The organism is Tardiphaga sp. 841_E9_N1_2 (assembly GCF_051811065.1).
GTDB lineage: Bacteria > Pseudomonadota > Alphaproteobacteria > Rhizobiales > Xanthobacteraceae > Tardiphaga > Tardiphaga robiniae.
The window spans coordinates 2,329,807-2,356,073 of the sequence record NZ_JBPWQC010000001.1; the positions used below are offsets into that span (position 1 = coordinate 2,329,807).

The 26,267-nt window shown below is 63.0% G+C and carries 28 protein-coding genes; 16 read left to right on the forward strand and 12 right to left on the reverse strand.

Annotated features, from left to right (window positions below; genetic code table 11):
• Positions 1 to 65: 65 nt before the first annotated feature.
• The 6 genes from AB8A50_RS11385 (at position 66) to AB8A50_RS11410 (ending at position 5,216) form a co-directional block, all read left to right on the forward strand.
• Positions 66 to 620 (forward strand): MOSC domain-containing protein, encoded by a 555-nt coding sequence (locus tag AB8A50_RS11385; RefSeq protein ID WP_439077703.1) that lies wholly within the window; start codon positions 66 to 68, stop codon positions 618 to 620.
• A gap of 309 nt (positions 621 to 929) precedes the next feature.
• Entirely contained in the window at positions 930 to 1,721 is a 792-nt protein-coding gene (gene murI / locus AB8A50_RS11390; RefSeq protein ID WP_439064367.1) for a glutamate racemase, read from the forward strand.
• Positions 1,722 to 1,803: 82 nt separating this feature from the next.
• Positions 1,804 to 2,211, forward strand: a complete 408-nt coding sequence (locus AB8A50_RS11395) for a cupin domain-containing protein (RefSeq protein ID WP_439077704.1) — start codon at positions 1,804 to 1,806, stop codon at positions 2,209 to 2,211.
• Positions 2,212 to 2,228: 17 nt separating this feature from the next.
• A complete protein-coding gene (locus tag AB8A50_RS11400; RefSeq protein WP_439079961.1) occupies positions 2,229 to 2,999 on the forward strand; it encodes an HpcH/HpaI aldolase family protein in 771 nt (256 codons plus the stop codon).
• A gap of 284 nt (positions 3,000 to 3,283) precedes the next feature.
• On the forward strand, positions 3,284 to 3,901 hold the full coding sequence (rpsD, locus tag AB8A50_RS11405) for a 30S ribosomal protein S4 (RefSeq protein WP_089265666.1): 618 nt from the start codon (positions 3,284 to 3,286) through the stop codon (positions 3,899 to 3,901).
• Positions 3,902 to 4,148: 247 nt separating this feature from the next.
• Positions 4,149 to 5,216 (forward strand): threonine aldolase family protein, encoded by a 1,068-nt coding sequence (locus tag AB8A50_RS11410; protein ID WP_439077705.1) that lies wholly within the window; start codon positions 4,149 to 4,151, stop codon positions 5,214 to 5,216.
• Between the two features lie 157 nt (positions 5,217 to 5,373).
• On the opposite strand, the gene AB8A50_RS11415 is transcribed toward AB8A50_RS11410, so the two are convergent.
• From AB8A50_RS11415 to grxD, 4 genes are read right to left on the reverse strand one after another with little or no spacing between them, the layout of a single operon-like run.
• On the reverse strand, positions 5,374 to 6,654 hold the full coding sequence (locus tag AB8A50_RS11415; RefSeq protein ID WP_439077706.1) for a serine hydrolase domain-containing protein: 1,281 nt from the start codon (positions 6,652 to 6,654) through the stop codon (positions 5,374 to 5,376).
• Positions 6,635 to 7,933: a serine hydrolase domain-containing protein gene (locus tag AB8A50_RS11420; protein WP_439077707.1), complete on the reverse strand. Its 1,299-nt coding sequence runs from the start codon at positions 7,931 to 7,933 to the stop codon at positions 6,635 to 6,637. The genes AB8A50_RS11415 and AB8A50_RS11420 overlap by 20 nt, the downstream gene beginning before the upstream one ends.
• A gap of 46 nt (positions 7,934 to 7,979) precedes the next feature.
• On the reverse strand, positions 7,980 to 8,522 hold the full coding sequence (locus tag AB8A50_RS11425; protein WP_439079962.1) for an O-acetyl-ADP-ribose deacetylase: 543 nt from the start codon (positions 8,520 to 8,522) through the stop codon (positions 7,980 to 7,982).
• Positions 8,522 to 8,857 carry a Grx4 family monothiol glutaredoxin gene (gene grxD / locus AB8A50_RS11430; protein ID WP_068736311.1) on the reverse strand — a complete coding sequence of 112 codons (336 nt, stop codon included), beginning with the start codon at positions 8,855 to 8,857 and terminating at the stop codon, positions 8,522 to 8,524. Before grxD ends, AB8A50_RS11425 begins: the two co-directional genes overlap by 1 nt.
• Positions 8,858 to 9,183: 326 nt before the next feature.
• On the opposite strand from grxD, the gene egtB reads away from it, so the two are divergent.
• Positions 9,184 to 10,440, forward strand: coding sequence for an ergothioneine biosynthesis protein EgtB (gene egtB / locus AB8A50_RS11435; protein WP_439077708.1), 1,257 nt, complete (start codon positions 9,184 to 9,186; stop codon positions 10,438 to 10,440).
• Positions 10,441 to 10,483: 43 nt separating this feature from the next.
• The gene (egtD, locus tag AB8A50_RS11440) at positions 10,484 to 11,449 is read left to right on the forward strand and encodes an L-histidine N(alpha)-methyltransferase (protein WP_089265017.1); all 966 of its coding nucleotides are present in this window, start codon (positions 10,484 to 10,486) and stop codon (positions 11,447 to 11,449) included.
• A 113-nt stretch (positions 11,450 to 11,562) separates the two neighbouring features.
• Here the strand turns inward: egtD and AB8A50_RS11445 are convergent, their stop codons facing one another.
• The 3 genes from AB8A50_RS11445 to AB8A50_RS11455 form a co-directional block, all read right to left on the reverse strand.
• The gene (locus AB8A50_RS11445) at positions 11,563 to 11,772 is read right to left on the reverse strand and encodes a DUF559 domain-containing protein (RefSeq protein WP_439079963.1); all 210 of its coding nucleotides are present in this window, start codon (positions 11,770 to 11,772) and stop codon (positions 11,563 to 11,565) included.
• Positions 11,699 to 11,914: a DUF559 domain-containing protein gene (locus tag AB8A50_RS11450; protein WP_439077709.1), complete on the reverse strand. Its 216-nt coding sequence runs from the start codon at positions 11,912 to 11,914 to the stop codon at positions 11,699 to 11,701. Before AB8A50_RS11450 ends, AB8A50_RS11445 begins: the two co-directional genes overlap by 74 nt.
• A 64-nt stretch (positions 11,915 to 11,978) precedes the next feature.
• The gene (locus tag AB8A50_RS11455) at positions 11,979 to 12,215 is read right to left on the reverse strand and encodes a BolA family protein (protein ID WP_068735968.1); all 237 of its coding nucleotides are present in this window, start codon (positions 12,213 to 12,215) and stop codon (positions 11,979 to 11,981) included.
• 181 nt (positions 12,216 to 12,396) lie between these two features.
• On the opposite strand from AB8A50_RS11455, the gene AB8A50_RS11460 reads away from it, so the two are divergent.
• From AB8A50_RS11460 to AB8A50_RS11470, 3 genes are all read left to right on the forward strand, one after another.
• A complete protein-coding gene (locus AB8A50_RS11460) occupies positions 12,397 to 12,759 on the forward strand; it encodes a DUF427 domain-containing protein (protein ID WP_089265668.1) in 363 nt (120 codons plus the stop codon).
• 109 nt (positions 12,760 to 12,868) lie between these two features.
• Positions 12,869 to 14,041 carry an acyltransferase family protein gene (locus tag AB8A50_RS11465; protein WP_439077710.1) on the forward strand — a complete coding sequence of 391 codons (1,173 nt, stop codon included), beginning with the start codon at positions 12,869 to 12,871 and terminating at the stop codon, positions 14,039 to 14,041.
• A gap of 58 nt (positions 14,042 to 14,099) precedes the next feature.
• A complete protein-coding gene (locus AB8A50_RS11470) occupies positions 14,100 to 15,059 on the forward strand; it encodes a 2-hydroxyacid dehydrogenase (RefSeq protein WP_439077711.1) in 960 nt (319 codons plus the stop codon).
• 172 nt (positions 15,060 to 15,231) lie between these two features.
• Here the strand turns inward: AB8A50_RS11470 and purL are convergent, their stop codons facing one another.
• Entirely contained in the window at positions 15,232 to 17,439 is a 2,208-nt protein-coding gene (gene purL / locus AB8A50_RS11475) for a phosphoribosylformylglycinamidine synthase subunit PurL (RefSeq protein WP_309948790.1), read from the reverse strand.
• Between the two features lie 222 nt (positions 17,440 to 17,661).
• Between purL and AB8A50_RS11480 the strand changes: the two genes are divergently transcribed.
• From AB8A50_RS11480 to AB8A50_RS11495, 4 genes are all read left to right on the forward strand, one after another.
• Complete coding sequence (locus AB8A50_RS11480) at positions 17,662 to 18,141, forward strand: PaaI family thioesterase (RefSeq protein WP_371419948.1); 480 nt, start codon at positions 17,662 to 17,664, stop codon at positions 18,139 to 18,141.
• Between the two features lie 67 nt (positions 18,142 to 18,208).
• The gene (locus tag AB8A50_RS11485) at positions 18,209 to 19,084 is read left to right on the forward strand and encodes a helix-turn-helix domain-containing protein (RefSeq protein ID WP_439077712.1); all 876 of its coding nucleotides are present in this window, start codon (positions 18,209 to 18,211) and stop codon (positions 19,082 to 19,084) included.
• A gap of 114 nt (positions 19,085 to 19,198) precedes the next feature.
• On the forward strand, positions 19,199 to 20,107 hold the full coding sequence (locus AB8A50_RS11490; protein WP_439077713.1) for a PhzF family phenazine biosynthesis protein: 909 nt from the start codon (positions 19,199 to 19,201) through the stop codon (positions 20,105 to 20,107).
• A complete protein-coding gene (locus AB8A50_RS11495; RefSeq protein WP_439077714.1) occupies positions 20,104 to 21,300 on the forward strand; it encodes a serine hydrolase domain-containing protein in 1,197 nt (398 codons plus the stop codon). The genes AB8A50_RS11490 and AB8A50_RS11495 overlap by 4 nt, the downstream gene beginning before the upstream one ends.
• Before the next feature lie 43 nt (positions 21,301 to 21,343).
• Here AB8A50_RS11495 and catC read toward each other — a convergent pair whose 3' ends face one another.
• From catC to AB8A50_RS11515, 4 genes are all read right to left on the reverse strand, one after another.
• On the reverse strand, positions 21,344 to 21,634 hold the full coding sequence (catC, locus tag AB8A50_RS11500) for a muconolactone Delta-isomerase (protein WP_439077715.1): 291 nt from the start codon (positions 21,632 to 21,634) through the stop codon (positions 21,344 to 21,346).
• 3 nt (positions 21,635 to 21,637) lie between these two features.
• Complete coding sequence (locus AB8A50_RS11505; RefSeq protein ID WP_439077716.1) at positions 21,638 to 22,813, reverse strand: muconate/chloromuconate family cycloisomerase; 1,176 nt, start codon at positions 22,811 to 22,813, stop codon at positions 21,638 to 21,640.
• A 91-nt stretch (positions 22,814 to 22,904) separates the two neighbouring features.
• Positions 22,905 to 24,110 carry an ABC transporter substrate-binding protein gene (locus AB8A50_RS11510; protein WP_439077717.1) on the reverse strand — a complete coding sequence of 402 codons (1,206 nt, stop codon included), beginning with the start codon at positions 24,108 to 24,110 and terminating at the stop codon, positions 22,905 to 22,907.
• A 91-nt stretch (positions 24,111 to 24,201) separates the two neighbouring features.
• Positions 24,202 to 25,200 carry a Bug family tripartite tricarboxylate transporter substrate binding protein gene (locus AB8A50_RS11515; protein WP_439077718.1) on the reverse strand — a complete coding sequence of 333 codons (999 nt, stop codon included), beginning with the start codon at positions 25,198 to 25,200 and terminating at the stop codon, positions 24,202 to 24,204.
• Between the two features lie 145 nt (positions 25,201 to 25,345).
• On the opposite strand from AB8A50_RS11515, the gene AB8A50_RS11520 reads away from it, so the two are divergent.
• Positions 25,346 to 26,242: a LysR substrate-binding domain-containing protein gene (locus AB8A50_RS11520; protein WP_439077719.1), complete on the forward strand. Its 897-nt coding sequence runs from the start codon at positions 25,346 to 25,348 to the stop codon at positions 26,240 to 26,242.
• The last annotated feature ends 25 nt before the right edge of the window (positions 26,243 to 26,267 follow it).

Sequence of the window (26,267 nt, forward strand, 5' to 3'; positions counted from 1 at the left end):
GCGTCTCGAAGGATGAGCGCCACACGCCATGGTTCGAGACGGCGCCGAAGCGGCGCCTCCTCACCATGAGGACGGAGTCCACTGGCTACATCGTCGCCGTATGTCTGCGGCGCGGTCATCACTTCAGCAAGACGCCAAGCCTGAGCATTCGCCTGCTCGCGGGTCTCGGCGTCGAAGGCGACGGGCATATGGGCGCATTGGTGCAGCATCGCTACGACCGCCGCCGCGATCCCGCCAGGCCGAACCTGCGCCAGGTGCATCTGATCCCGTGCGAGCTGTTCGACGAATTGCGCGCCAAGGGTTTCACGATCCAGCCCGGCGATCTCGGCGAGAATGTCACCACATCGGGGACCGACCTCGCAGCACTGCCGACCGGCACGCGGCTGCATCTGGGCACACATGCGGTGATCGAACTCACCGGCCTGCGCGAACCCTGTGTGCTGATGGACCGCTTTCAGAAGGGATTGAAGGCAGCGACGGAGGGCCGCGATGCAGAAGGCAATGTCATCTGCAAGGCCGGAGTGATGGCGGTGGTCGTTGCCGACGGCGAAGTGGCGGCGGGCGACGCGATAGACGTTGAGCTACCGGAAGGTCAGCGACGGCCGTTGGAGCCGGTGTAGCCAACCGCGAGGGCCCGTGTGCTCCTTCTCCCCGTTCTGCACGGGGAGAAGGTTGGGATGAGGGGCGAGGCAATGGCCTCTCCCACGCGGTTCGCTCGCGGGTCGAAGATTGCGCTTCGAAAGAGAACGATATGGGGCTGGCCGCGTGCCATGCCCCTCACCCGCCGCGAAGTCGCGGCGACCTCTCCCCGCGCAGAGCGGGGAGAGGTTAAGAACGCGCCGCCCTTCCCGAAAAAGCCCGAATGCCCCTGTCTTGATTGCCAGACCCGCAGCAACTCCGCAGTAACCATCCTCCCCTAGGCTCTCATGATGCCGACGCGTCCCACCATCCTTGTGTTCGACTCCGGTCTCGGCGGCCTCACCGTCCAGCGCGAGATCGCCAAGGCGCGTCCGGATGCCCGCTATGTCTATGTGGCCGATGACGCGTTCTTTCCCTACGGCCAGCACACCGAAGACGCGCTGATCGGCCGCGTCGTGCCCCTGATGGGCGAGCTGATCGACGCGCACCGGCCGGATCTCGTGGTCATCGCCTGCAACACGGCCTCGACGCTGGTGCTCAGCCATCTGCGCGCCGCCTATGCCGTGCCCTTTGTCGGCACCGTGCCGGCGATCAAGCCGGCCTGCGCGCGCTCGGTCAGCAAGCGCGTCTCCGTGCTCGGCACGTCAGGTACCGTGAAGCGCGAATATACCCAGACGCTGATCCGCGAATTCGGCGGCGGCTGCATCGTCACGCTGGTCGGCTCCGCCGAACTCGCCGCACTGGCGGAAGGCGCACTCGGCGGCCAGGGCATCGACGACGCCGATCTGTTTCGCGAGATCGCGCCCTGCTTCGTGCAGGACGCCGCCGGTGCCCGCACCGACACGATCGTGCTCGCCTGTACGCATTACCCGCTGTTGCTCGACCACCTCAATCGCATCGCGCCGTGGCCGGTGGCATGGATCGATCCGGCCCCGGCAATCGCACGGCGCGTGGTCGGCCTGATCGGCGATCATCAGCCCGGCGTGCCGCCCGGCGATGCCGTGCTGCTCTACACCTCCGGCAAGCGCCACGCCTGGCCGGAAGCACTGGCGCCGTTCTTCGGCGGACAGGTCGCGGCCTAGCGACGACATCTCGACTTTCCCTTGCGCGCTGCTAGCCTTGCGGCGCGCCGTTCCGAAAAGAGAACGGCAAAGGGAGACCAGCATGCTCGATACGAATTTTCTGAAGAATGGCCTTCTCAAGACACTGCTTGTTGGCGCGGCGATCACGGCCTGCGCCGGCGCTGCCAGTGCACAAGGCATCAAGCGCACGCCGCTGCAGGACGTCAAATATCCTGCCGGCCATCGCATCGTGACGGTCGTGGCTGAGCTCGGCCCGAACCAGCTCGCCGGCCGCCATACCCATCCGGGTGTCGATACCGGTTACGTCCTCGATGGCGACGCGACGCTGATCGTCGAGGGCCAGCCCGACAAACTGCTGAAGGCCGGCGATTCCTATGCCGTCCCGGCCGGGATTCCGCATGACGTGAAGACCGGCGACAAGGGCCTGAAGATCATGGCAGTCTATGTCGTGGAAGACGGCAAGCCGGTGGCGACGCCCGCGCCGAAATAACAGGATCCCATGTGACGATGACGACCCCCGCGCCATTTCACGATCTCAAGCAGAAATGGCGCGAGGGCCGCCCCACTTTCGGAGCCATCGCGACCATCCCGTCGATCCAGACCGTGCGCGTCATGGCGCAGTCGCTCGACTGGATCATCGTCGACCTCGAACACGGCCCGATCGATCTCAACACGGCGCATGGCATGATCATGGCCACCGCGGGCACGCCCTGCACGCCGCTGGTGCGGATCGCCGCCAACGAGCCATGGCTGGCGAAAGCGCCGATGGATTTCGGCGCGATGGGCATCAACTTCCCGATGATCAACAGCGCCGACGATGCCTATAAGGCGGCGCGCAGCCTGCGCTATCCGACCCAGGGCGAGCGGCTATGGGGACCGTTCCACGCGCCGTTCCGCTGGAACGTGGGCATGCCCGACTACATGGCGCGCGCCGACGACAGCATGATCTGCATGATCACCATCGAGCATATCGATGCGGTGAACCGGATCGGCGAGATCATGGCCACACCGGGCATCGACATCGCCGTGATCGGCGTCGGCGACCTCGCCACATCCATCGGCAAACGCGGCCAGCCCGGCGATCCCGAGGTGCAGGCGCTGGTGGCAAAGGCCGAAGCGGGAATCCTCAAGTCAGGCGTACCGCTGGGCGGCGCGGCGCTGAACGCCGAGATGGGCAACGCCATGGTCGAGCGGGGCTATGTGGCCCTGGCGCTGGGATTCGACTGGTCACTGTTCCAGCGCGGAATCGCCGCTGGTTTCGAGGGCATCAGGCGGTAAAACTGCCCTTTCGAGACCGATTTTGCGCCAAAAATGGCCGGATTGGCGCTATAAGCCCGCCAAACGGCAAAACGCCTGTCTTTCAATTGACATAACCGGGCCTTCACCCTAGAAACCGCCTTGCTCGCGGGCCGTTTTCGGCCCGCGAAGCGTTTCGCACCCGTGGTTCTCCACCCAGCTTTGGGAATGAACCTGTCGGTGCCGAGATTTTCCAGACTCTGGACTGATCACGGTACACAGGAGGGCGCGTCTCCTCACATTGACCATTGAACATCGAGGACGCGATGACAAAGCGTAGTGAAGCTAAATATAAAATCGATCGCCGTATGGGCCAGAACATTTGGGGTCGTCCCAAGTCTCCGGTCAACAAGCGTGAATACGGCCCCGGCCAGCACGGCCAGCGCCGCAAGGGCAAGCTCTCCGACTTCGGCACGCAGCTGCGCGCCAAGCAGAAGCTGAAGGGCTATTACGCCAACATCTCCGAGCGCCAGTTCCACTCCATCTATGTGGAAGCCGGCCGCCTCAAGGGCGACACCGGTGAAAACCTGATCGGCCTGCTCGAGCGCCGCCTCGACACCGTCGTGTATCGCGCCAAGTTCGTCGCCACCATGTTTGCGGCCCGTCAGTTCATCAACCACGGCCACATCAAGGTGAACGGCAAGCGCGTCAACATCGCGAGCTATCTCGTGAAGGTCGGCGACGTCATCGAGATCAAGGAATCCTCCAAGCAGCTCGCTTTCGTACTCGAAGCCAGCCAGCTCGGCGAACGCGACACCCCGGATTACGTCGAAACCGACCACAGCAAGATGACCGCCAAGTTCATCCGCATTCCGCAGCTGTCGGACGTTCCTTTCGCCGTGCAGATGGAACCGCATCTGATCGTCGAATTCTATTCGCGCTAATTTCTAACAGCGCAGACGAGATCAAGGCCCCGGATTTTCCGGGGCCTTTTTTGTTTGGCCTCTGTCCCATCAGCCGTCATTGCGAGGTCAAGGAAAGTTGCATGCAACTTTCCCCTTAGCGTAGCGACGAAGCAATCCAGCCTTCGCTCGTTCACTCTGGATTGCTTCGCTCAGCAAAATCGCAAGACGATTTTGCGGGCTCGCAATGACGGGGTAGCTTGTGGTGTGTAACAACGTGGAATTCCCAATGCCCTTCACTCCTGCTCGCCCCGACCCATCACAGCCGCCGGTCCGCATCAATCTGCTGTCGGACACACAGACGAAGCCCACGCCCGCGATGCGCGCGGCGATGGCTGCGGCAGATGTCGGCGATGAGCAGGTCGGCGACGATCCCACCGTCAACGCGCTCTGCGACCGCGTCGCCGAACTGCTCGGCAAGGAAGCCGCAGTGTTCATGCCATCGGGTACCATGTGCAATGTCGCCGGCCTGCTGGCGCATTGCCGGCCCGGCGACGAGATCCTCGCGCATCGCACCGCGCATATCCTCTCGCGCGAGGGCGGCACCCATGCCGCGCTTGGCGGCTTCCAGATTACCGGGCTCGACGGCGCCGACGGCAAATTCACACCCGACGAACTGCGCGCCGCATTGCATCCGCGCACGCGCTACGAGGCAGCGCAGACCGTGGTCAGCGTCGAACAGACTGCCAATATCGGCGGCGGCACCATCTGGTCGAAATCCGACCTCGAAGCGATCGTCACCATCGCGCGTGACCGCGGCCTTGCCACGCATATGGATGGCGCGCGACTGATGAATGCCTGCGTCGCCACCGGTATCGGTGCGAGCAGGATGTCCGACGGCTGGGACTCGGTGTGGATCGATTTCAGTAAGGGGCTCGGCGCGCCGATCGGAGCCGTGCTCGCCGGCACGCGCGACTACATTGATGCAGTGTGGCGCTGGAAGCAGGGATTGGGCGGCTCGATGCGCCAGGCCGGCATCGTTGCCGCCGCCTGCATCCACGCGCTGGACCATCACGTCGAGCGCCTCGCCGACGATCACGCCAATGCGCACGCGCTGGCGCGCGGACTGGCCCAGATCGACGGGATCGCAGTTCAGCAGCCGGAGACCAATCTCGTCTTCTTCGATCCCGCGGGCGCAGGCATCAGCGGCGCGGATATGGTGAAAGCGCTGCGCACGAAAGGCGTATCGCTCGCCACCATGGACGGCCGCATCCGCGCCTGCACGCATCTGGATGTCAGTGCGGACATGATCGGGGAAACGCTGGGGTTGACCAGGGACGTGGTGCGCGGGATTTAACCTCTCCCCGCTCGCGGGGAGAGGTCGGGTTGCGAGCGAAGCGAGCAATCCGGGTGAGGGGGAGCCAGCGAGTAAAACACTGGCTCCCCCTCACCCGTCGCGGACTACGTCCGCGCCACCCTCTCCCCGCAAGCGGGGCGAGGGAGCTACAGTGTTCTTACTTCAACGCCTCGGCGATGATCTTCCGCACGTCGATCTCCATCCGCACCCGCTGCGACGGTGCCTGCGTCATCACCAGCACGAACATGTCGTTCTTTGGATCGACCCAGAAGAACGTGCCGCCGACGCCGTCCCAGCGATATTCGCCGATCGGGCCGGGCTCGCTCGCGAGCTCTTTCGTCCGCACCGCAAAGCCCAACCCAAAGCCGCTGCCAGCGCCCGGGAAATAATAATAATCGCGCTTCACGCCGCTCTGCGGACCGACGTGATCGCGCGTCATCTCTGCCACTGTTTCCGGTTTGAGATAGCGCTTGCCGTCAAGCGTGCCGCCATTGAGCAGCATCTGCAGGAAGCGCGCGTAATCCGCCGCCGTACCGACCAGACCGGAGCCCCCCGCCTCCCATTGCATGACCTCCGCGGGATCGTGCATGCCGATCACCGGCCCGACCATGCGATCTCCCGGGAACGGCTCCGCCACACGCGAGCGCCGTTCGCCATCGGTGATGTAGAACGAGGTGTCCCGCATCCCCAATGGACCGAAAAGCCGTTCCTCCAGGAAATGATAGAGCGACTGGCCGGACACCACTTCGATGACGCGGCCGAGAATGTCGGTGGAATGGCCGTAGTCCCACAGCGTGCCGGGCTGCTCGGCGAGCGGAAGCTGCGCGATGCGGTCGGCCCAGGACGCGTTGTCCCAGTCGCGACCGAAGATATCGAGCTGCGCATAACGTTTCCGCGCGGGATCGTCGCCATAGAAACCGTAAGTGATGCCCGATGTGTGCTTGAGCAAATCGGCGATGGTGATCGGCCGCTGCAACGGCACGAAGCCGAATGTGGCGTGTTCGTCGCCGCCTTTAACGTCAACGCCCACCTTCGTCTTCGCGAAAGCCGGGATATATTTCGCAACGGGATCGTCGAGGCGCAGCTTGCCATCCTCGACCAGCATCATCGCGGCTACCGAGGTGATCGGCTTCGACATCGAATACAGCCGGAAGATCGCATCCCGCGTCATCGGGTGCCCGCTGTCGAGATTGCCGAACGTATCGAAATAGACAGGCTTACCGTGCTGTTGCACCAACACCACCGCGCCGGGAATCTTCCGCTCCGCGACCATGCCGAGAAAGTAGCGATCGAGCGCCAGCAGTTTTTCGGCAGAGAATTCGCGCGCGATGGATTGCGGTTTTTCGGCCCGGGCCGGCGGCGAAGGCACGATAACGGTGCCGACGCAGCAGAGCGTCAGCAGCAGGAGTACGGCGCGCCTATTTCTCCAGCGCTTCATAGACCAACAGCTTCAAAGACCTTTGAATGCGCTGTCGCTCCGACGGCGTCTGCTCGAGCAGGATGAAGAAGAAATCCTGTTTGGGATCGATGATGAAATAGCAACCGCTGGCGCCGTCCCATTTCAATTCGCCGAGCGATCCAGGCGGCGGCGGCTTGGCATTGCCGGCATCGGTGCGCACGGCAAAGCCGTAACCGAAACCGAAACCGTCCCCGGGGAAATACAGATAGTCACGACCGACGCCGGAATCCTTGCCGATGTGATCGGTGGTCATATCCTTGAACGTCGCCGCACTCATCAAGCGCTTGCCGTCATATTCGCCGCCGTTCAGCAGCATCTGCGCAAATTTCGTGTAGTCCGCCAGTGTCGAGACCATGCCGCCGCTGCCGGACTCCCATTTCTGGTAGGTGTCGGGGCGACCCTGCCGTCCGGTGCGGAAATCGCGATCCCAGGCCATCGGCTTGGCGAGCATCACTTCCTTCGACTTCTCCTTCACGAAGAAGCCGGTGTCCTTCATGCCGAGCGGTCCGAGAAACGCCTGCTCCTCGTAACCGAGCAGCGACTTGCCGGTGACGACTTCGATCACACGGCCGAGAATATCGGTGGAGTGGCCGTAGTCCCACATGGTGCCGGGCTGGTGTTCGAGCGGCAGTTGCGCGATGCGGTCGGCGAATTCCTTGTTGTCGAAATCGCCGCTATAGATATCGGCATTGCCATAGGCGCGGCGGACCAGGCTCTCGCCATAGAAGCCGTAAGTGATGCCGGACGTGTGCAGCAGCAGGTCGCGGATCGTCACCGGGCGGTTGGGCGCGACGATGTCCAGCGCCTTCTCGCCATTCTCCAGCTTCTTCTCGACGCCGACCTTGGCCTTGGCGAAAGACGGAATGTATTGCGAGACGGGATCGTCGAGCTTGAGCTTGCCCTGATCGATCAGCATCATCGCTGCGAAGGACGTGATCGGCTTCGACATGGAATGCAGCCGGAAGATCGTATCATCCGTCATCGGCTGCTTCGTGTCAGGATCGCGGACGCCGAAGAATTCCTTGTAGACTGGTTTGCCGTGCTGCTGGATCAGGACAATGGCGCCGGGGATCTTGCCGTCGGCGATCTGCTTGCGGAAGAATTCGCCGATCTTGGCCAGCTTCTCCTGCGAGAATTTGGCGCCGGCGGGAATGTCGAAGGTGCCTTCGGCGGCGAAGCGATCCTGGGCGAAGACGGGCGATCCGGCGAGCAGCAGCGCTCCGCAGAGCAGCGCGCGTAGTCTGTGCCGCAAATTCATCGCCGCTCCTTTTGCCTGATCAAAGGAGTGTAACGGCGGGGCGTTCTCAGACAAGGGGAAGTGCGCGTGCGAGCGCGAGGCGATGCAGGTCCGCAGATGGCTCCGAAAAGCAGCAGAAGGTGACGGCCGTGACCACCGGTGCGTCTTTCAGCATCTGGATGACCGAGCCCACGGCGATGGGAGCCGCACGCGCGGCCGGAAAGCCATAGACACCGGTGGAGATGGCCGGAAACGCAACGGAGGCCAGGCCATGTGCCTGACACAACATCAGCGCCCGCCGGTAGCAGGACGCCAGCGCCTCATCCTCGCCGGCCTCGCCACCATGCCAAACAGGACCCACCGCGTGGATCACACGCGTGGCCGGTAATTTATAACCTTTGGTGATTTTGGCGTCGCCGGTCTCGCAACCCCTGAGGGTGCGGCATTCAGCGAGCAAGTCGGGGCCGGCAGCCCGATGGATGGCGCCGTCCACACCGCCGCCTCCGAGAAGCGACGCATTGGCCGCGTTGACGATGGCGTCAACGCGGAGAGTCGTGATGTCGGCCACGACGACATCGAGCGTCGCCGCGCCTATTTGTCGACTTGAAATCAGGCCGAGGCCGGGGCGGCGATCACGCCCTTCTCGGCCAGCAGGCTCTGCAACTCGCCAGCCTGGAACATCTCACGGATGATGTCGCAGCCGCCGACGAATTCGCCCTTCACATAGAGCTGCGGAATGGTCGGCCAGTTCGAATAGGTCTTGATGCCGTCGCGCAGATCGGCGGATTCGAGAACGTTGAGGCCCTTGTAGCCGACACCCACGTGATCGAGGATCTGGACCACCTGGCCCGAGAAACCGCACTGCGGAAATTGCGGCGTGCCCTTCATGAACAGCACCACGTCGTTGGTCTTCACTTCGTTCTCGATGAATTGCTCAATGCTCATGTCACGTCCCTGTTCAAGGTCCAGATTCAAGGTCTGGAGTTGGCGGCCCAGCCATCGGGCGCTCGCCCGGTCAGACTTGTCATATATGTAGCCGAATCCGTTCCGCACCCCAAGTCTTATGGACGTGATCAAGCGTCTGAAATCACAGGCCTTGAGGCCCCATTGCCGGTCTTCGCGGTCGTTTTTCCGCAGTTTTTGCCAAGTCCGGTCCGGCCAAAGATCATATGACGACAGGCCTTTTATAACCAATCGGATGACCTATTTAGGACAGGCTGCTCGGGAACCCATCACCAAGAGCAACGTTCTCTCCAAAATCGGAGACTTTCGTGACGAATCCAGCTTTCGCCAAGAGTTCAGGCACCGCGTCCCCCGCCTCCGAATCCGCCCCCGCAGGCGCACTGGCCCAAAGACTGGGCGACGCCTTCCTGACGGTCCGCAACGAAACCGAACGCCGCGCCGCCCCGCTCTCCCCGGAAGACCAGTTGGTGCAGTCGATGCCCGACACTAGCCCGGCGAAGTGGCACCGCGCCCATGTGACCTGGTTCTGGGAGCAATTCCTGCTCGGCGATCACGCCCCCGGCTACAAGGTCTACCACCCCGACTACGCCTATCTGTTCAATTCCTATTACGTCTCCGCTGGTCCCCGCCACGCCCGCGCCCAGCGCGGCCATCTCACCCGGCCCGGCGCCGACGAAGTCACCGCCTATCGCAAGCATGTCGATGCGGCCGTCATCAAATTCTTCAACGAGACGTCGGACGACAAGCTGACCTCGCTGATCCCCCTCCTCGAAGTCGGCTTCAATCACGAGCAGCAGCATCAGGAGCTGATGCTCACCGACATCCTGCATGCCTTCGCGCAGAACCCGATCCCGCCGGCCTATGACGCCGACTGGCGCTTCCCGACCTCAACCACATCGGGCGAAGCATGGACCACGCTCACCGAAGGCATCCACACCATCGGCCATCAGAGCGAGAGCTTCCATTTCGACAATGAGAAGCCCGCACATCGCGCCCTTGTCGGTCCCGTCAAGCTCGCAAGGAATCTCGTCACCAACCGCGAATGGCTCGCCTTCATGGCGGCCGGCGGTTACGAGGAAGCGACGCTGTGGCTGATGGATGGCTTTGCCACTGTGGCCCGCGAGGAATGGCAGGCGCCCGGCCACTGGCGCAAGGTCGATGGCGCGTGGCAGATCATGACCCTCGGCGGATTGAAGCCGATCGATCCCGACGCGCCGGTGTGCCACGTCAGCTATTACGAATGCGACGCCTTTGCGCGCTGGAGCGGCAAGCATCTGCCTACCGAAATGGAATGGGAAGTGGCGGCGCGTGCCGGCCAGCTCAACGACGCCTTCGGCATCGTCTGGCAATGGACGCGGTCTTCCTACGCGGCCTATCCGGGCTACCGCGCCATCGAAGGCGCACTCGGCGAATACAACGGCAAGTTCATGATCAATCAGCTGGTGCTGCGGGGCTCATCGCTGGCGACCCCGGACGATCACAGCCGCGTCACCTACCGCAATTTCTTCTATCCCCACCATCGCTGGCAATTCACGGGCCTGCGGCTGGCCGATTACGGCAACTGACTTCCTGACATCACGGCGCTTCGAAAGCGTTGAGGAGACTGACATGAACGTTCATGCCCCGTTGGCACTGTCGCTGCTGAATGCCTCGGCCTCCGCATTTGCCGCGGATGTCGCCGAAGCCCTGTCGCAGCACCCGAAAAAGCTGTCGCCGAAATACTTCTATGACGAAGCCGGCTCGGAGCTGTTCGAACAGATCACCAAATTGCCGGAATATTACCCGACCCGCACCGAGCTCGGCATCCTCCGCTCGCGTGGCAAGGACATCAACGCGATCATTCCGAAGAATGCCGCCTTGATCGAATTCGGCGCCGGCGCCACCACCAAGGTGCGGCTGCTGCTGGATGAATGCGACGTCGGCGCCTATGCGCCGGTCGATATCTCAGGCGACTTCCTGCAGGCGCAGGCAGCCGAGCTGCGCAAGGATTTCCCGGGCCTGAAGGTGCTGCCGGTGAATGCCGATTTCACCGCACCGTTCGACCTTCCCGCAGATATCCGGATGATGCCGAAGGTCGGCTTCTTCCCGGGCTCGACGCTCGGTAATTTCGAGCCGCACGAGGCCTGCGCCTTTCTGCGCTCGGCCCGCGCCATTCTCGGCAAGGACGCCCTGATGCTGATCGGCATCGATCTGGAGAAAGACGAGAAGCTGCTGCACGCGGCCTATAACGACGCGGCAGGGGTCACCGGCAAGTTCAACATGAATGTGCTGGTGCGCATCAACCGCGAACTCGGCGGCGATTTCGATCTCTCGGCCTTCACGCACCGCGCGATCTACAACAAGGAACGCCACCGCATCGAGATGCACCTGATCGCCAGGAAGCCGCAGACCGTGCATGTGCTCGGTCGCAGCTTCGCGTTCCGTGCCGGCGAAAGCATTCACACCGAGAGCAGCTACAAATACAGCATCGAGCGTTTTGCGACGCTGGCCCGCGGTTCGGGCTGGGAGCCGAAGGCGTCATGGACCGACGCGGACAAGCATTTCTCGGTGCATGCGCTGATGGCGGTGGAGTAGCCTTCTTAACCTCCCCCCGTCCTTTACGGGGAGAGGTCGGATCGCCCTTGCGATCCGGGTGAGGGGCCGGGCACACAATTCCAACGAAGGCATGTTCTCGGGTCGGGGCGGCTCTAAACCGCTGTTTGGCCATCTGCACGTAACGCCTGGTCGAGCAGCATCAGCACGCCGTCGATATTGGACAAGACGTCGTTATTCCAGAAACGCACCACGCCATAGCCTTCCGCCCGCAGATACGTGTCGCGAATTTCATCTCGTTTGGATTCTAGGTGTTGGCCGCCGTCGACCGAGGCGCTGTTCCCGACAAACGAAGTCGCAGATATAGGGGCCTATCGCTTCCTGCCGGGCAAATTTAAAACCGCCGACTTGCCGGTTGCGTATGCGATGCCAGAGCTTGGTCTCGGCATCGGTCTGGTTAGCGCGAAGTTTTCGCGAGATCTGAGTGCTACGAACACGACCTCGCATCGCCCCTCACCCGTCTTCGCTGCGCGAAGCCACCCTCTCCCCGCAAGAGCGGGGCGAGGGAAAACTACGCCTCTGGCACACCCGTCTGCAGCGCCAGCGCGTGCAGGACGCCGCCCATCTGGCCTTTCAGCGACTGATAGACGATCTGATGCTGGGCGACGCGGGATTTGCCGCGGAAGGATTCCGAGATCACGGTTGCCGCGTAATGGTCGCCGTCACCGGCCAGATCACGGATCGTCACCTGCGCGTCGGGAATCGCGGCCTTGATCATGGTCTCGATATCGCGGGCGTCCATCGGCATTAATCGGGTCTCCAGAAAGGTTCGAATCGCGGCCAGTCGGTGCCGCCTCGGATTGCGAGCCTATCGCGGCTGCCGCATGACGTCACGGCTTTCTAACGATAATCCCTCGCATGCCCCTTTTAAAGGCCGGAGGGATCGCACATCTGAAGAAGTGAAATATGACCATCACAAGGGTTTAACCATGAAGCTTCCCGGCCCGGACCACCCGATCACCATTGCGCCCGCCGGCAAACACATCCGTGTTTCTGCCGGGGACGTCGTGATCGCCGACACGACCAATGCCCTGAGCCTCAAGGAGGCCAGCTACCCCGCAGTACTGTATATCCCCCGCGCGGACGCCAATATGGACGCGGTAGCGCGCACCGACCGTGTGACGCATTGCCCGTACAAGGGCGACGCGAATTATTACAGCATCAAGACCGGCGAGAAGGTTCTCGACAACGCGATCTGGACCTATGAGACGCCGTTTCCGGCGATGGCCGAGATCAAGGATTATCTCGCATTTTATCCAGACAAGGTGAAAATCGAGGAAGTACCTGCGTGATCCTCGGCTGATTGCCGAAGCGGCTTTCGACATTTATCATGACGGCGCGCATCACTGATGCGCCCGGCGACGCCTGTTGCGCGCGGAAGCGAGGGGGCTCGCCGTTCACATGTCGGACCGTAACGCTGCGCTCGATCGCGCCCGCACCTTTGTCACGCTGCTCGTGCTGGCGAACCACGCGGCGGTCGCTTACACCGCCTTCGGGCGCTATTACCCGAACCACTATCTGTGGTCGACCGCGCCGATCGTCGACAGCCAACGCTGGATCGGCTTCAACATCCTGACGCTGTTCAACGACACCTTCTTCATGTGTCTGATGTTTATGCTGTCGGGCCTGTTCGTGTGGCCGAGCCTGAAGCGCAAGGGCATCGGCGACTTCCTGCGCGACCGCGCGCTGCGCCTCGGCCTGCCCTTCCTGGCGATGATCTTCGTGCTGATGCCGATCGCCTATTACGCGTCGTTCAGCCTGTCGACGCACAAGACCGGCTTTGTCGAATTCTACGTCAACAATTTCAAACAGGGCCAATGGTTCGCCGGCCCCGGCTGGTTCATCTGGTATCTGCTGTTTCTCGATCTCGTCGCGATCCCGGTCTTCCTGTTCGCACCGCGACTGGTCGACGGCATCAACCGGCTGTCGATCCGTGCCTTCGAACGACCGTGGTTGTTCGCCGCTGTGCTCGCCGTCATCGCCGTGATCTCCTATGTGCCGTTCCTGTTTACGGTCGGTGCTGTCCGCTGGTTCAGCTGGGGCCCGCTGCAGGTGCAGTTCAGCCGCATGGCGATCTATGGCGTGTTCTTCTTCGCCGGCATGGGCATTGGCGCCGCCAATATCGACCAGGGCCTGCTGGCCCGCACCGGCGCGCTGGCACGGCAATGGCTGTGGTGGACCATCGCCGCCGCCGCCTCCTTTGGCTCGCTCGCCTTTCTCGTCAATTTCCGCCGCATGAAGCTCGCCAATCTCACCGGCGCGCCGCCGTTCTGGTGGCAGTCGAGCTATGGCGTGATCTATGCGGTCGCCTGTACGCTGATCTGCCTCGCGGTGCTGGCGCTGTTCCTGCGCTTCGGCCAACGCGAGAAGAGCATCTTCGATCCGCTGCGCGGCGATGCCTATGGCATCTTCGTGCTGCACTACATCCCGATGCTGTGGCTGCAATATGCGCTGCTGAACGCGCCGCTCGGCGCCGGATCGAAAGCACTGATAGCCTTCGCAGGCACGCTGGCGGCGAGCTGGGCAGCGACAAGGGCGCTGCGGGCGATCCCAGGCGTGAAGCGGGTGCTGTAGCTTCGTCACACCGTCCTTTCCGCCTTCCAACATGAACGACGATCTGCAGGAGACCAGCATGCGCGCGCGCAACGGCGACAAGGCGATCAATCTTCTGTTCAACGTCACGCCGGCGCTGTTCGAGGACTATTGCGAACCCATTCTGGATGCCCTCCGGCGCCGGAGCATCGACGCGCGAGCCAGTCTCCTGGGTGACATTGCGCATCAGGACGTGGACTACATCATCCACGCGACCGGTGGTCCCATCACCGATTTCGCCCCTTTCAGCAATGCGCGCGCCGTATTGAGCCTTTGGGCCGGTGTCGAGAAGATCGTCGGCAACGCGACGCTGACGCAGCCGCTGTGCCGCATGGTCGATGACGGCCTCCGGCAGGGCATGGTCGAATGGGTCGTGGGTCACGCCCTGCGCGCGCATCTCGGCATGGACCGCTATGTCTGTCAGAAACCGCTGACATGGACGCAACATGTGCCGCCACTCGCCACGGACCGATCGGTGACGGTGCTGGGTCTCGGCGAATTGGGATCGGCTGCGGCGAGCGCACTTGTGCAACTCGGCTTTCGCGTCACCGGCTGGAGTCGAAGCCTGCGCGAGGTGCCGGGTGTCCGCTGCCTCGCAGGGATGGAGAATCTGCCGGAGGCGCTGGCCTCGGCGGACATCCTCGTGGGGCTGCTGCCCCAGACGCCGGAGACCATCGATCTCCTGAATGCCGAACGGCTGGCGCTTCTGCCCAAGGGAAGTTTCATCCTGAATGCCGGACGCGGCACGCTGATCGACGACGATGCGCTGATCGCGGCACTCGACAGCGGACGCGTGGCGCAGGCGACGCTCGATGTCTTCCGCACCGAGCCCGTACCATCAGACCATCCGTTCTGGTCGCATCCGGGTGTCACGATCTCGCCCCACATCGCAGCAGCAACGCGTGCTGCATCGGCCGCCGAAAACATCGCCGACAATATCGCACGCGCGGAATGCGGCACGCCGCTGATGAATTTGGTCGACCGGACGCTGAGCTACTGAGACGGTTGACGAACGCTCATGGCCTCCCTCCCCCAAGCGAAGCGCAGTGGGGAGGGTCGGCCGATAGGCCGGGGTGGGGTGTCTCCGCAAACGCCGTCGCTTGTGGCACCCCCACCCGTCCGGCCTTCGGCCGGCTACCCTCCCCGCAAGGGGGAGGGAAAAGATCAGCGCCTTACGATGCCTTGCCGCTCATATAGTTCGGCAGCCAGCTTTCATGCGCATGCACGAGCGCCTTGATATCCACCGCACGCTCGCCGGCAATCGCCACCGCGTGTCCGCCGGTCTTGCCGATCTGCACGCAGGGCACGCCAACATTCTTCAGCTTCGACAGCACGGTCAGCAGCTGATCTTCCGCGACAGTCACGATGTAGCGCGCCTGGTCTTCACCGAACCACCAGGCATGCGGCACCGTCGATGATGGCGCGGCATCGAGCTTGGCGCCGATGCCGGAGGCCATCGCCATTTCGGCGAGTGCCACCAGCAAGCCGCCATCGGCGATGTCATGCACGGCGGTCGCGGTGCCGGCATGGATCATGCCGCGGACCACGTCGCCATTGCGCTTCTCGGTGGCCAGGTCGACCGGCGGCGGCGCGCCCTCTTCCTTGCCGCAGATGTCGCGCAGATAGACCGATTGACCGAGCCAGCCCTTGGTTTCGCCTATCAGCAGGATCGCTTCGCCCGGCGCCTTGAAGGCCAGCGTTGCGGACTTGGTGAAATCGTCGAGCACGCCGACGCCGCCGATCGACGGGGTCGGCAGGATGCCGCGGCCGTTGGTCTCGTTGTAGAGCGAGACATTGCCGGACACGATCGGGAAATCCAGCGTGATGCAGGCTTCGGCGATGCCCTTCAGGCAGCCGACGAGCTGGCCCATGATCTCGGGCCGCTCCGGATTGCCGAAGTTGAGATTGTCGGTGACCGCCAGCGGCCTGCCGCCGACCGCGGTGATGTTGCGCCAGGCTTCGGCGACCGCCTGCTTGCCGCCCTCGACCGGATCGGCCTCGCAATAGCGCGGCGTGACATCGACCGACATCGCAAGACCCTTGGGGCCGTCCTCGATGCGCACCACCGCGGCGTCGCCACCGGGGCGCTGCACGGTGTTGCCGAGAATGACGTGGTCGTACTGCTCCCACACCCAGCGCTTCGAGCACAGTTCGGGTGTGCCGATCAGCTTCTCCAGTGCATCCGGGATCGACGACGGCGCGGCGATATCACGCGCATGCACGACGGGCAGCACCGGCGACGGCACATGCGGACGATCGTAGAGTGGCGCTTCGTCGCCGAGTTCCTTGATCGGCAGATCGGCCATCACCTTGCCGCCATGCTTCACGACGAAGCGCAGCGTCGGTGTGGTGTAGCCGACAATCGCGAAGTCGAGTCCCCACTTCCGGAAAATATCCTCGGCCTGCTTTTCCTTCTCGGGCTTCAGCACCATGAGCATGCGCTCCTGGCTTTCCGAGAGCATCATCTCATAGGCGGTCATGCCTTCTTCGCGCGTCGGCACGGCGTCGAGATTGAGCTCGACGCCGAGGTCGCCCTTGGCGCCCATCTCGACGGCCGAACATGTCAAACCTGCAGCGCCCATGTCCTGGATCGCGATGACGCAATCGGCGGCCATGATTTCGAGACAGGCTTCCAGCAGCAGTTTTTCGGCGAAGGGATCGCCGACCTGCACGGTGGGACGCTTCTCCTCGGAATCCTCGTCGAACTCGGCCGAGGCCATCGACGCGCCGTGGATGCCGTCGCGGCCCGTTTTGGACCCTAAGTAGACGATCGGCATGTTCACGCCCGACGCCGCAGCAAGGAAGATCTTGTCGGCATCGGCAAGACCGACAGCCATCGCGTTGACGAGGTTGTTGCCGTCATAGCGGGTGTGGAAACGCGTCTGGCCGCCCACGGTGGGCACACCGAAGGAATTGCCATAGCCACCGACGCCGGCGACAACGCCCGATACGAGGTGGCGGGTCTTCGGATGCTCCGGCGCGCCGAACGACAGCGCGTTCAAACAGGCGATCGGACGCGCGCCCATGGTGAAGACGTCGCGCAGGATGCCGCCGACACCGGTGGTCGCACCCTGATAGGGCTCGATATAGCTCGGGTGGTTGTGGCTCTCCATCTTGAACACGATGGCCTGATTGTCGCCGATATCGATGACGCCGGCATTCTCGCCCGGCCCCTGCAGCACCCACGGCGCCTTGGTCGGCAGCCCCTTCAGATGGATGCGCGAGGATTTGTACGAGCAATGCTCGTTCCACATGGCCGAAAAGATGCCGAGCTCGGTGAAAGTCGGCTCCCGCCCGATCAGCTTGAGAATGCGCTCATACTCGTCGGGCTTGAGGCCGTGGGAAGCGACGAGTTCGGGAGTGATCTTTGGCTCGGTCATGGGGTCTCTTGGCTCTGTAAGGCTTCTTCATAGGGAGATCGGAGCATGCGGAAAAGGCCTATTCCGGCCCGTTCCCCGCATGTCCCAAGCTTTGCCCGGGCAATGCCCGTGCTGCTCGAAAAACAGCCTGCATAAGGCCCTGCGCCGGCGCCGGATTGCGCCCGCCGGATGGATCGGATTTAACACTTTTCGCAGCCAATCCAAGGAGTTCAGACCGTGAATGTGCCCGCCGATGCCACCATCCCGTTCCACGCCGACGCCTATACCGCGACGGAGGGGGAATTTGCGGGCTGGACCACCTGGAAGCGGGATTCCTTCGAATCGGTCTCCGGCCCGTTCTGGCACAAGGTCGAGGCCGACGGCTCCGTCCGCTGCGCCTTCCGGGTCGAGAAAAAGCACCTCAACGGCATGAAAAACGTCCATGGCGGCTGCTTCATGACCTTCGCCGATTATTGCCTGTTTGCGCTGGCCTCCCGCGAGCTGCAGGGCCCCGGCATCACCGTCTCGTTCGGCTGCGAATTCCTCGATGCGGCCCGCGAAGGCGAGCTGGTCGAATGCCACGGCGAAATGACCCGGATCGGCGGCTCATTGATCTTCCTGCGCGGAATCCTGAAAGCCGGTGAGCGTTCGCTGCTGACCTTTTCGGGCACCATCAAGCGCGTGAAGAAGCGCCCGAAGCCGGCGGCCATCGCGGCGGAGTAACCGGGCGTCGATTGGCGGGCATTGGCGCACCCTGCTAGGTTCGTCGACAACACATGTGGGCTCGAACATGCTGAGTTCATTCGAACGGCTACGTCATCCGGCAAACGCAGATCTCCTGATCGCGGCGGACGACGAGCACGCGGCTGTCGCCGGTCGCGGCGATTACGCCATGCCGTGGCACTGGCATGACTGCCTGATGTTCATCCTGCCGAGCCGCGGGACGATCGAGCTGAAGCACGAAGCCGCACGCGAAGGCAGCTGGCTGTCGCAGGACCGGTTCGCGATCGTTCCGCCGAACCAGGCGCATGAGACGCGCGCGGGTATCGGTGCACATAGCCATGTCGCTATCTACGCAACTGGCTCGGTCCTGAAGCGCCTCGAAAGAGAGAACGGCTCGCTGAGCGAATTCCGCCGCAGGACATCAACGACCCGGCTGTTTCGCCGGTCAGACAGACTGCGCGCCCTGCAGGCGCTGCTGGTCGGGGATGGCAGGCATGCCTACGGCAATGCCCATGTCCGGCACGGACTGTCCTCTGCCCTGCTCGTTCAGTGCATCGCCGAGGCTCTGACCGGCGATGCCGTATCCAGTGCCTCGCATCGCGAACACGGCATGACATTGGTCACGGAGTTGAGGGACTATCTCACCCTTCATGCCGACCGGGATGTTCCGCTCGACGCCCTGGAAGAACGGTTCGGCGTTTCGCGGCGTCACATCACCCGACTGTTTCGCGCGGGGACCGGCGCGTCGATTGGCGAATTCCAGCAACGTGTCCGCCTCGACAATGCAAGCGAGCTGTTGAAGGCAACCGATCTCCCGATCGGCGAGATCGCGCTCCGCGTCGGCTTCGACAGCGGTGCGGCGCTGGCCCATGCGATGCGCCGGGCAGAGGGCCAATCGCCAAGCGAAGTTCGCAAGCGCATGGCCCGGCCGATCAAAATCTAGGGCCCGCTGGAACGCGCGTCGCAGCAACACCCCCCGTAGCTTCGCACCGGTGAATTCCGCGCAGCGTTGGCTGACGCGTCTTGCGAACGCGCGAGGCTGCTAGAGGGTGCAAACATGATGACGACGTCTGCCGAACCCCAGGTTCGATTTGTCAGTGTCTTTGCGGCAGGCCCGCAGGGCGGCAATCCCGCCCCGATCGTGATCGACGCTGCCGGCATGAGTGATGCAGAGATGCAGCAGGTCGCGTGCGACTACGGGCACGAGAGCGGGTTTGTGTTGCCGCCTCCGCCAGACTCGGACTGCGATTTCGAGTTTCGCTTCTGGGTGCCCAATCATGAGATGTCCATGTGCGGACACGCAACGGTCGGCGCGACATGGCTGCTTCAGCGGCTCGGCCGGCTGCAGCGCGATCGGATCACGATCCTGACGAAGAGTGGCCGCGTCCATGCGCGGATCAGCCAGTCGGTCGGAGAGGAAATCTCCGTCGAGGTCTCGCAGCCTGCGGGTGTCATCGAGCCCCTTCCCGATACGCCCCAAAGCGTCGATGACATTCTCGACGTCCTCGGTATCGGTGCCGACTGCCTCGCGCCCTTCCCGATCCAGAATGCCCGCACAAGCCGGGTCAAGACCCTCATTCCGTTGAAGAGCGTGTCCATCCTTGATGGTCTGAAGCCTGACTTCTCGAGGATGGAGCGGCTGTGCAACAGCATCAACTCCACCGGTCTCTATCCCTACGCGGTTTCCGACCAGCAGGCGCAGGTCATCGATGCGCGGCAGTTTCCGAGTTCATCAGGCTACCCGGAAGATGCGGCAACAGGCATTGCAGCCTCCGCCTTGTCATTCGGTCTCCTCGCGAACCGGATGGTGGATGCGTCGGAGCGCCAGATCACCATTCGCCAGGGACGCGTGATGAATCGCCCGTCCGCGATCAAGGTGCGCTTCAGCTTCGACGACAACGCTGTCAACGGCTGCTGGCTCGGCGGCGCCGTTCAGCCGACCGACTGCGAGAAGATCAGTTCATGAGCAGCCGCGCACACTCCTCCGCTTTCGAAGCCGACTACGGCTTCGCGCGAAGCGACGTTCGTCTCGATAACTGGCGTCAGCCCCCCTGGAATGTCTGGGCATTCCGTCACGTGTCCGAACTCATTCCGACGGCGCGCATCGCAGCGACGCCGGGACTGATCGAGGATCCACCTGTCGATCCCGGAGACTTGCTCAGGCAGACATTCGCTGTCGGTGGAGAAACAGCTGGTGTCGTGGATGTGCTGCGCAGGACTTCGACCGACGCCCTCGTCGTGATGAAATCCGGCCGTGTCGTTGCAGATTACCATGCGCCGAATTTTACTGCGCAATCGCGGCACATTCTGTTCTCCGCGAGCAAGTCGGTGACATCGATCGTCGCGGGAATTTTATACAGCGACGGCCTGATCGATTTCGACGAGACCGTCGCGCACTACGTTCCCGAACTCAAATCCTCCGCTTTTGCAGATGCGCGGATACGCGATGTCCTCGACATGCGGGTCAGCCTCGATTTCGAAGAGACCTATCAGGATCCCCGCGGCGATTTCGCGCGGTACCGCCGCGCCGGCCTGCTCGAGCCGTCGGTGCCGGGAGATACTCCGGACTCCCTGCTGGCCTTCCTCGCTACGCTGCAAAAGGGCGCCGGCGATCACGGGGGTCCCTTCCACTACTGCTCGCCGAATTCGGACGTGCTGGGTCTGGTGATCGAACGCGCCTCGGGCCAGCGTTTCGCCGATTTTGCTGCCGCGCGTTTGTGGCAGCCGCTCGGCGCGCGGCAGGATGCCTATATCACCGTCGATGCGATCGGCAGCGCCCGGACCGGCGGCGGCTTCTGTATGACCCCGCGCGACCTCGCCCGCATCGGCGAGATGATGCGACTGGGCGGCATGGCAAACGGCTGCCGGATCGTTGCACAGGACTGGGTGTCGGATACCATCACGAACGGCTCTACCGAGGCCTGGCGCGTGGGCATGTTTGTCGACTGGCTTCCCGAAGGCCGCTATCGCAACAAATGGTACCAGACCGGCAACGCAAGCGGCGCGTTCTTCGCCCTCGGCATTCACGGACAATATCTCTACGTGAATCCGCGCGCCGAACTGGTCGTCGCAAAATTCTCGTCACAGCCGCAGCCGGTGAACAACGATCTAAAGCGCCTCAACCTCGCGCTGTTCGATGCGCTTGCGAGATTCTGCTGATGAAGCCGCTGCCGATTGCGGCAGACAGAGGACTGCCCCGCGCCTAGCGATCGTCCGAGCGAACCGACGATGGATGCCGGCACAACGGCGTCACGCTGACGCGCATGAAGGGGAAGAGCGGCAATGTCGACAGAATGTCGTGCAGCGCCTCATTGCTCGCCACATCGAAAATACTGACATTGGCGTAACGTCCGGCGACCCGCCAGAGATGGCGCCACTCGCCTGTCTTCTGCAGTTCCTGCGCGCGTTCACGCTCGGTCTTTTTCAGTTGCTCGACCACATCGGGAGCGATCCCGGGCGGGATCTGCACGTCCATTTCCACCTGAAAAAGCATCGATCAAACTCCTGTGGTTGTGCCAGCCGGTTGAATGCGCGGCGCGTAACCATCGCGACGGAAGAATGCGACGCGGTCCATGTCCAGTTCGACACCAATGCCGGGCACCGTCGGCACCTGCAACACGAAGTCGCCATAGCGGAGCGGCGTCGCTAGGATTTCCTCGGTCAGAAGCAGCGGGCCGAACAATTCGGTGCCCCATGCGAGCTTCGGCAGCACGGAGAAAACCTGAGCCGACGCCGCGGTGCCGACACCGCCTTCCAGCATGGTGCCGCCATACAGGCCGATGCCTGCAGCGTCGCCGATCGCAGCCATCTTCACGGCATCGTACAGACCACCTGCCTGGTTGATCTTCAGAGCAAACACGTCAGCAGCGCCCCGCGAAGCAACATCGAAAGCATCGGTCGTGCCATGCAGTGCCTCATCCGCCATGATGGGGACGGCATAGCGACCGCTGAGCCGGGCCTGTGCCCCGCGATTGTCACGCGACAAAGGCTGCTCGATGAGGTCCACGCCGGCCGCCTCCAAGGCGGGAATGCCGCGGCGTGCGTCGGGCTCGCTCCAGGCCTGGTTGACGTCGACCCGCACGCTAGCGCGATCTCCGAGGGCACGCTTGATGGCCGCCACATGCGCCACGTCATCGTCCACGGACCGCAGGCCGATCTTCAGCTTGAAGATATTATGCCGGCGCGCATCGAGCATCCGCTCGGCTTCTTCGATATCGCGCGTGGTGTCGCCGCTGGCCAATGTCCAGGCGACCGGCAAGGTATCGTGCTGGCGCCCGCCGAGCAGTTCCGACACCGGCAGGCCCAGGCGCTTGCCAAGCGCGTCCAGCAGCGCCGTCTCCACCGCACATTTGGCGAAGCGGTTGCCCTTCACCCGTCGCTTCACGTCGGCCATGAGCGCGGCGACGCGTGAGGCATCCATGCCGATGATGGCCGGAGCGATGTAGGTGTCGACGGTCAGCTTGATGCCCTCGGGGCTCTCCTCGCCGTAGCTGAGGCCGCCGATGGTCGTGCCCTCGCCGATTCCGACCGTTCCGTCGGAGCAGCGGATGATGACCAGGACCAGGGTCTGGCTGTTCATCGTATGCATCGACAAGCGATGGGCGCGGATCGTCGGCACATCGACCAGGATGGTCTCGACCTGGTCGACGCGGACTGCCACGCTGGTGCTCATGAGGGGCATCTTCCTGTTGTCCATGGATGGGGCCTTGAACGGATCGCCGCTACCTTCCCGGCGACCCGTCGCTTTGCCATCTGCCGCTGCGCTACTTCTTGATGAGCGGGCAGCGTGACGCCGATAGCGGCTGGAACGCGTCGTCGCCGGAGACGGTCGCGAGCAGCTTGTAGTCGTCCCAGCGCGCCTTCGATTCCGACGGCTTCTTCACTTCGAACAGGTACATGTCGTGCACCATGCGGCCGTCCTCGCGGATCCGGCCGTTCTTCGCGAACATGTCGTTGATCGGCGTGTCCTTCATGACCTTCATCACGGCCGCTGAATCGGTGGTACCTGCCTTCTTCACCGCGTTCAGGTAGGTCGTGACCGACGAATAGACGCCCGCCTGCGCCGACGTCGGCGCGCGCTTGGTCCGTTCCATGAAGCGCTTCGCGAAGGCGCGCGTTTCGTCGTTGAGATCCCAATAGAACGCCTCGGCCAGCAACAGGCCCTGCGCGGTCTCAAGCCCGACGCTGTCGATGTCGGAAATGAAGGCCAGCAAGGGCGACAGCTTCTGTCCGGACTGGGTCAGGCCGAACTCGGCGGCCTGTTTGATCGCATTGATGGTATCGCCGCCCGCATTGGCGAGACCGATCACGCTGGCCTTGGTGCTCTGCGCCTGGAGCAAGAACGACGAAAAATCCGAGGTGTTGATCGGGTGCTTCACATTGCCGACAACCTTGCCGCCTGCCTTGGTGACGACGTTCGAGGTGTCGCGCTCCAGTTCCTGGCCGAACGCGTAGTCGGCCGTGAGGAAGAACCAGCTATTGAGGCCGCGCTTCACCGTGGCGAGGCCGGTGACGCTGGCCAGCGCGTAGGTGTCATAGGTGTAGTGGACGATGTAGGGACCGCACGCCTCATTGGTCAGCCTGACCGCGCCGGGACCATTGAACATGATGATCTTGCCGCGCGTCCTAGCCATCTCCGCCGCAGCCAGCGCCGTGGCAGAGCCAGCCACATCGACGATCGCCTCAACATTCTGGTTGTCGAACATTTCACGGGTGAAATTCGCAGCCAGATCGGACTTGTTGAGATGGTCTGCGACCACGATCTGGACCTTGCGCCCGAGAACCTCGCCGCCGAAATCCTCAACGGCCATCTTGGCTGCGGTCTCGCTGCCCGGCCCCGTAATGTCAGCAAAGAGGCCGGACATATCGAGGACGGCGCCCAGCTTCAGCGGCGCGGTGCTCTGTGCCATGGCAGCCGAAGTGGTGACGACCATGACCGATGCCATCAGACCTGAAAGTAGCTTCTTCACATCATTCTCCATGAGCGCCCTCAGCATGAGCGCTCGTCTATCGCTTGATATTCGTTAGTGATTGATCGCCGTATGTGTCAGGCGTCTGTCGTCACTGGCTGCCGCGAATGCCTGCGGTTTCGACAATCTGCTTCCATTTGGCGCTTTCCTGCGCCAAGTGCGCGGCCAGTTCCTGGGGCGACGACGCGATGACGCGCCCGCTGACATCGGCGAAACGCTTCTGCACATCCGGATCCGCCAGAACCTTGCGGATATCGCCGCTGATGCGCTCCGCCAGCGCCGGCGGCATCTGGCCCGGACCAAAAATGGCCCACCAGTTGGCGAGTTCGAAGCCCGGCAGCCCGGATTCGCTGATCGTCGGCACGTCAGGCAATGCGGCGATGCGCTCCTTGGTGGTGACGGCAATGGCGCGGAGGCTGCCGCCCTGGACCTGCGGAAGCGCCGTCGAGGCGTTGTCGAACATCAAGTCGATCCGGCCGGCCATCAGATCCGTCAGGGCCGGCGACGAGCCACGATAGGGAACGTGGGTCATCTCGACATTGGCCTTTTGCCGGAACACTTCCGCCGCCAGATGCAGAGAGGAACCGACGCCGGCAGAGCCGTAGGTGGCGCCGCCCGATGCCGCCTTTTCTTTCGCAAAGGCGATCAGATCCTTGATGTTCTTGATCGGCGACGAGGGCGGCACAAGCACCACGTTCGGCGTCTCGAGCGCCAGCGTCAGCGGCGTCAGATCCTTCACGGGATCGTAGGGGATCGACTTGAAAAGCCACGGATTGACGGCCACGGCGATCGACGCGAGCACCAGCGTATAGCCATCGGGGGCACTCTTGGCGGCCGCGTTGATGCCGATATTCGATCCCGCCCCGCCCCTGTTCTCGACGACGACCTGCTGGCCCCAGGTCTGGCTCAGTTTTTCCGCGATCGTGCGGCCGATGATGTCGGCGGCACCGCCGGCGGCGAAGGGAACGATCAACTGGACCGGCTTGGTCGGATATTCCTGCGCCGTCGCACGGTTTGCGCCCATGGCGATACAGCAAGCCGCCACCGCGGCGTGGCTCGCCCGGGCAAATAAGGTGCGTCGTGACAGCATGAAAGAGCCTCCCAGTCGGTTCTTATGTTTCGACGGCCGCACAAAAGCGTGTCGGCCAGGTCCGATATTGACAAACACTGGCACGGGACGCGTGATAGGCCAACACAGTCAAAACTATAGATGCGATAGAAGATTGTAATCGGCTATGGATCCCAGACGTCTCGGCTATTTTCTGGCAATCGCGACCCACAAGCGCATGGCGAAGGCTGCGGAAGCCCTCGGCGTCGCCCAGCCAACGCTGTCGCAGCAGATACGCGCCCTCGAGCAGGACCTCGGCACCGTCCTGTTCAACCGGACGCCCCAGGGCATGCAACTGACCGAGACAGGGCATGCACTGCGCGAGCATGCACAACGTCTGATGGTTCAGACCGAAGCGGCGCGCACGGCGATAGCCGAGCTGGAGGGCGGCATGGCCGGCACGCTGCGTGTCGGCGTCATCTACACCTACAGCACGACATTCCTGCCGAAGATCATCGGCAGCTTCGGCGAGAAATATCCTGACGTTCGGCTCAGCGTGGAGGTCGGCTCAGCAAACGGCGTCGAACAACGCATCCTGTCCGGGGATCTCGATCTCGCGATTGCTTTTGCACCGCCCCAGCACGCAGAATTGGGCGTCGACCTGTTGTTCGAGGAGCGGCTCGTCCTGGTGCTTGCGAAGTCGCAAAATCAGTCACGGCAACAGTCGATCACGCTGCCTGAACTCGCCCGCCGCCCGTTGGCGCTCCTGACCACCGCCTTTGCGACCCGCCGCATTCTCGACCAGTCACTGCCGCCCGATATACAGCTCGATGTGCGCGTCGAGATGAACTCGGTCGAGGCCCTGATCGAACTCGCCAAATCGGGAGGGCTGCCAACTGTACTCGCCGACCGAAGCCTGAACGCCCGAAAAGACCTTGCGATCATCCCGATCGGGCCTCCATGGATACGTCGTTCCGGCGCCTTGCTGTGGGATGCCCACCGCTACCAGACAGCGGCCGCGCGCGCTTTCATGGCGATCGCCCGCAAGACGACCAAAAGCGCACAGACCATTCGCGCGTCATAGCGAACAATCGTGGACATCGGCATTA

Coding starts and splice junctions, on each gene's coding strand:
- rpsD (WP_089265666.1), top strand. CDS start 3,284: ATGACAAAGCGTAGTGAAGCTAAATATAAAATCGATCGCCGTATGGGC.
- purL (WP_309948790.1), bottom strand. CDS start 17,439: ATGACCGAGCCAAAGATCACTCCCGAACTCGTCGCTTCCCACGGCCTC.
- murI (WP_439064367.1), top strand. CDS start 930: ATGCCGACGCGTCCCACCATCCTTGTGTTCGACTCCGGTCTCGGCGGC.
- egtD (WP_089265017.1), top strand. CDS start 10,484: ATGAACGTTCATGCCCCGTTGGCACTGTCGCTGCTGAATGCCTCGGCC.
- AB8A50_RS11460 (WP_089265668.1), top strand. CDS start 12,397: ATGAAGCTTCCCGGCCCGGACCACCCGATCACCATTGCGCCCGCCGGC.
- catC (WP_439077715.1), bottom strand. CDS start 21,634: ATGCTTTTTCAGGTGGAAATGGACGTGCAGATCCCGCCCGGGATCGCT.
- AB8A50_RS11485 (WP_439077712.1), top strand. CDS start 18,209: ATGCTGAGTTCATTCGAACGGCTACGTCATCCGGCAAACGCAGATCTC.
- AB8A50_RS11385 (WP_439077703.1), top strand. CDS start 66: ATGAGGACGGAGTCCACTGGCTACATCGTCGCCGTATGTCTGCGGCGC.
- AB8A50_RS11490 (WP_439077713.1), top strand. CDS start 19,199: ATGATGACGACGTCTGCCGAACCCCAGGTTCGATTTGTCAGTGTCTTT.
- AB8A50_RS11515 (WP_439077718.1), bottom strand. CDS start 25,200: ATGCTGTCACGACGCACCTTATTTGCCCGGGCGAGCCACGCCGCGGTG.
- AB8A50_RS11465 (WP_439077710.1), top strand. CDS start 12,869: ATGTCGGACCGTAACGCTGCGCTCGATCGCGCCCGCACCTTTGTCACG.
- AB8A50_RS11410 (WP_439077705.1), top strand. CDS start 4,149: ATGCCCTTCACTCCTGCTCGCCCCGACCCATCACAGCCGCCGGTCCGC.
- AB8A50_RS11505 (WP_439077716.1), bottom strand. CDS start 22,813: ATGAGCACCAGCGTGGCAGTCCGCGTCGACCAGGTCGAGACCATCCTG.
- AB8A50_RS11420 (WP_439077707.1), bottom strand. CDS start 7,933: ATGAATTTGCGGCACAGACTACGCGCGCTGCTCTGCGGAGCGCTGCTG.
- AB8A50_RS11455 (WP_068735968.1), bottom strand. CDS start 12,215: ATGCCGATGGACGCCCGCGATATCGAGACCATGATCAAGGCCGCGATT.
- AB8A50_RS11520 (WP_439077719.1), top strand. CDS start 25,346: ATGGATCCCAGACGTCTCGGCTATTTTCTGGCAATCGCGACCCACAAG.
- AB8A50_RS11470 (WP_439077711.1), top strand. CDS start 14,100: ATGCGCGCGCGCAACGGCGACAAGGCGATCAATCTTCTGTTCAACGTC.
- AB8A50_RS11415 (WP_439077706.1), bottom strand. CDS start 6,654: ATGAAGCGCTGGAGAAATAGGCGCGCCGTACTCCTGCTGCTGACGCTC.
- AB8A50_RS11395 (WP_439077704.1), top strand. CDS start 1,804: ATGCTCGATACGAATTTTCTGAAGAATGGCCTTCTCAAGACACTGCTT.
- AB8A50_RS11400 (WP_439079961.1), top strand. CDS start 2,229: ATGACGACCCCCGCGCCATTTCACGATCTCAAGCAGAAATGGCGCGAG.
- AB8A50_RS11450 (WP_439077709.1), bottom strand. CDS start 11,914: ATGCGAGGTCGTGTTCGTAGCACTCAGATCTCGCGAAAACTTCGCGCT.
- AB8A50_RS11495 (WP_439077714.1), top strand. CDS start 20,104: ATGAGCAGCCGCGCACACTCCTCCGCTTTCGAAGCCGACTACGGCTTC.
- grxD (WP_068736311.1), bottom strand. CDS start 8,857: ATGAGCATTGAGCAATTCATCGAGAACGAAGTGAAGACCAACGACGTG.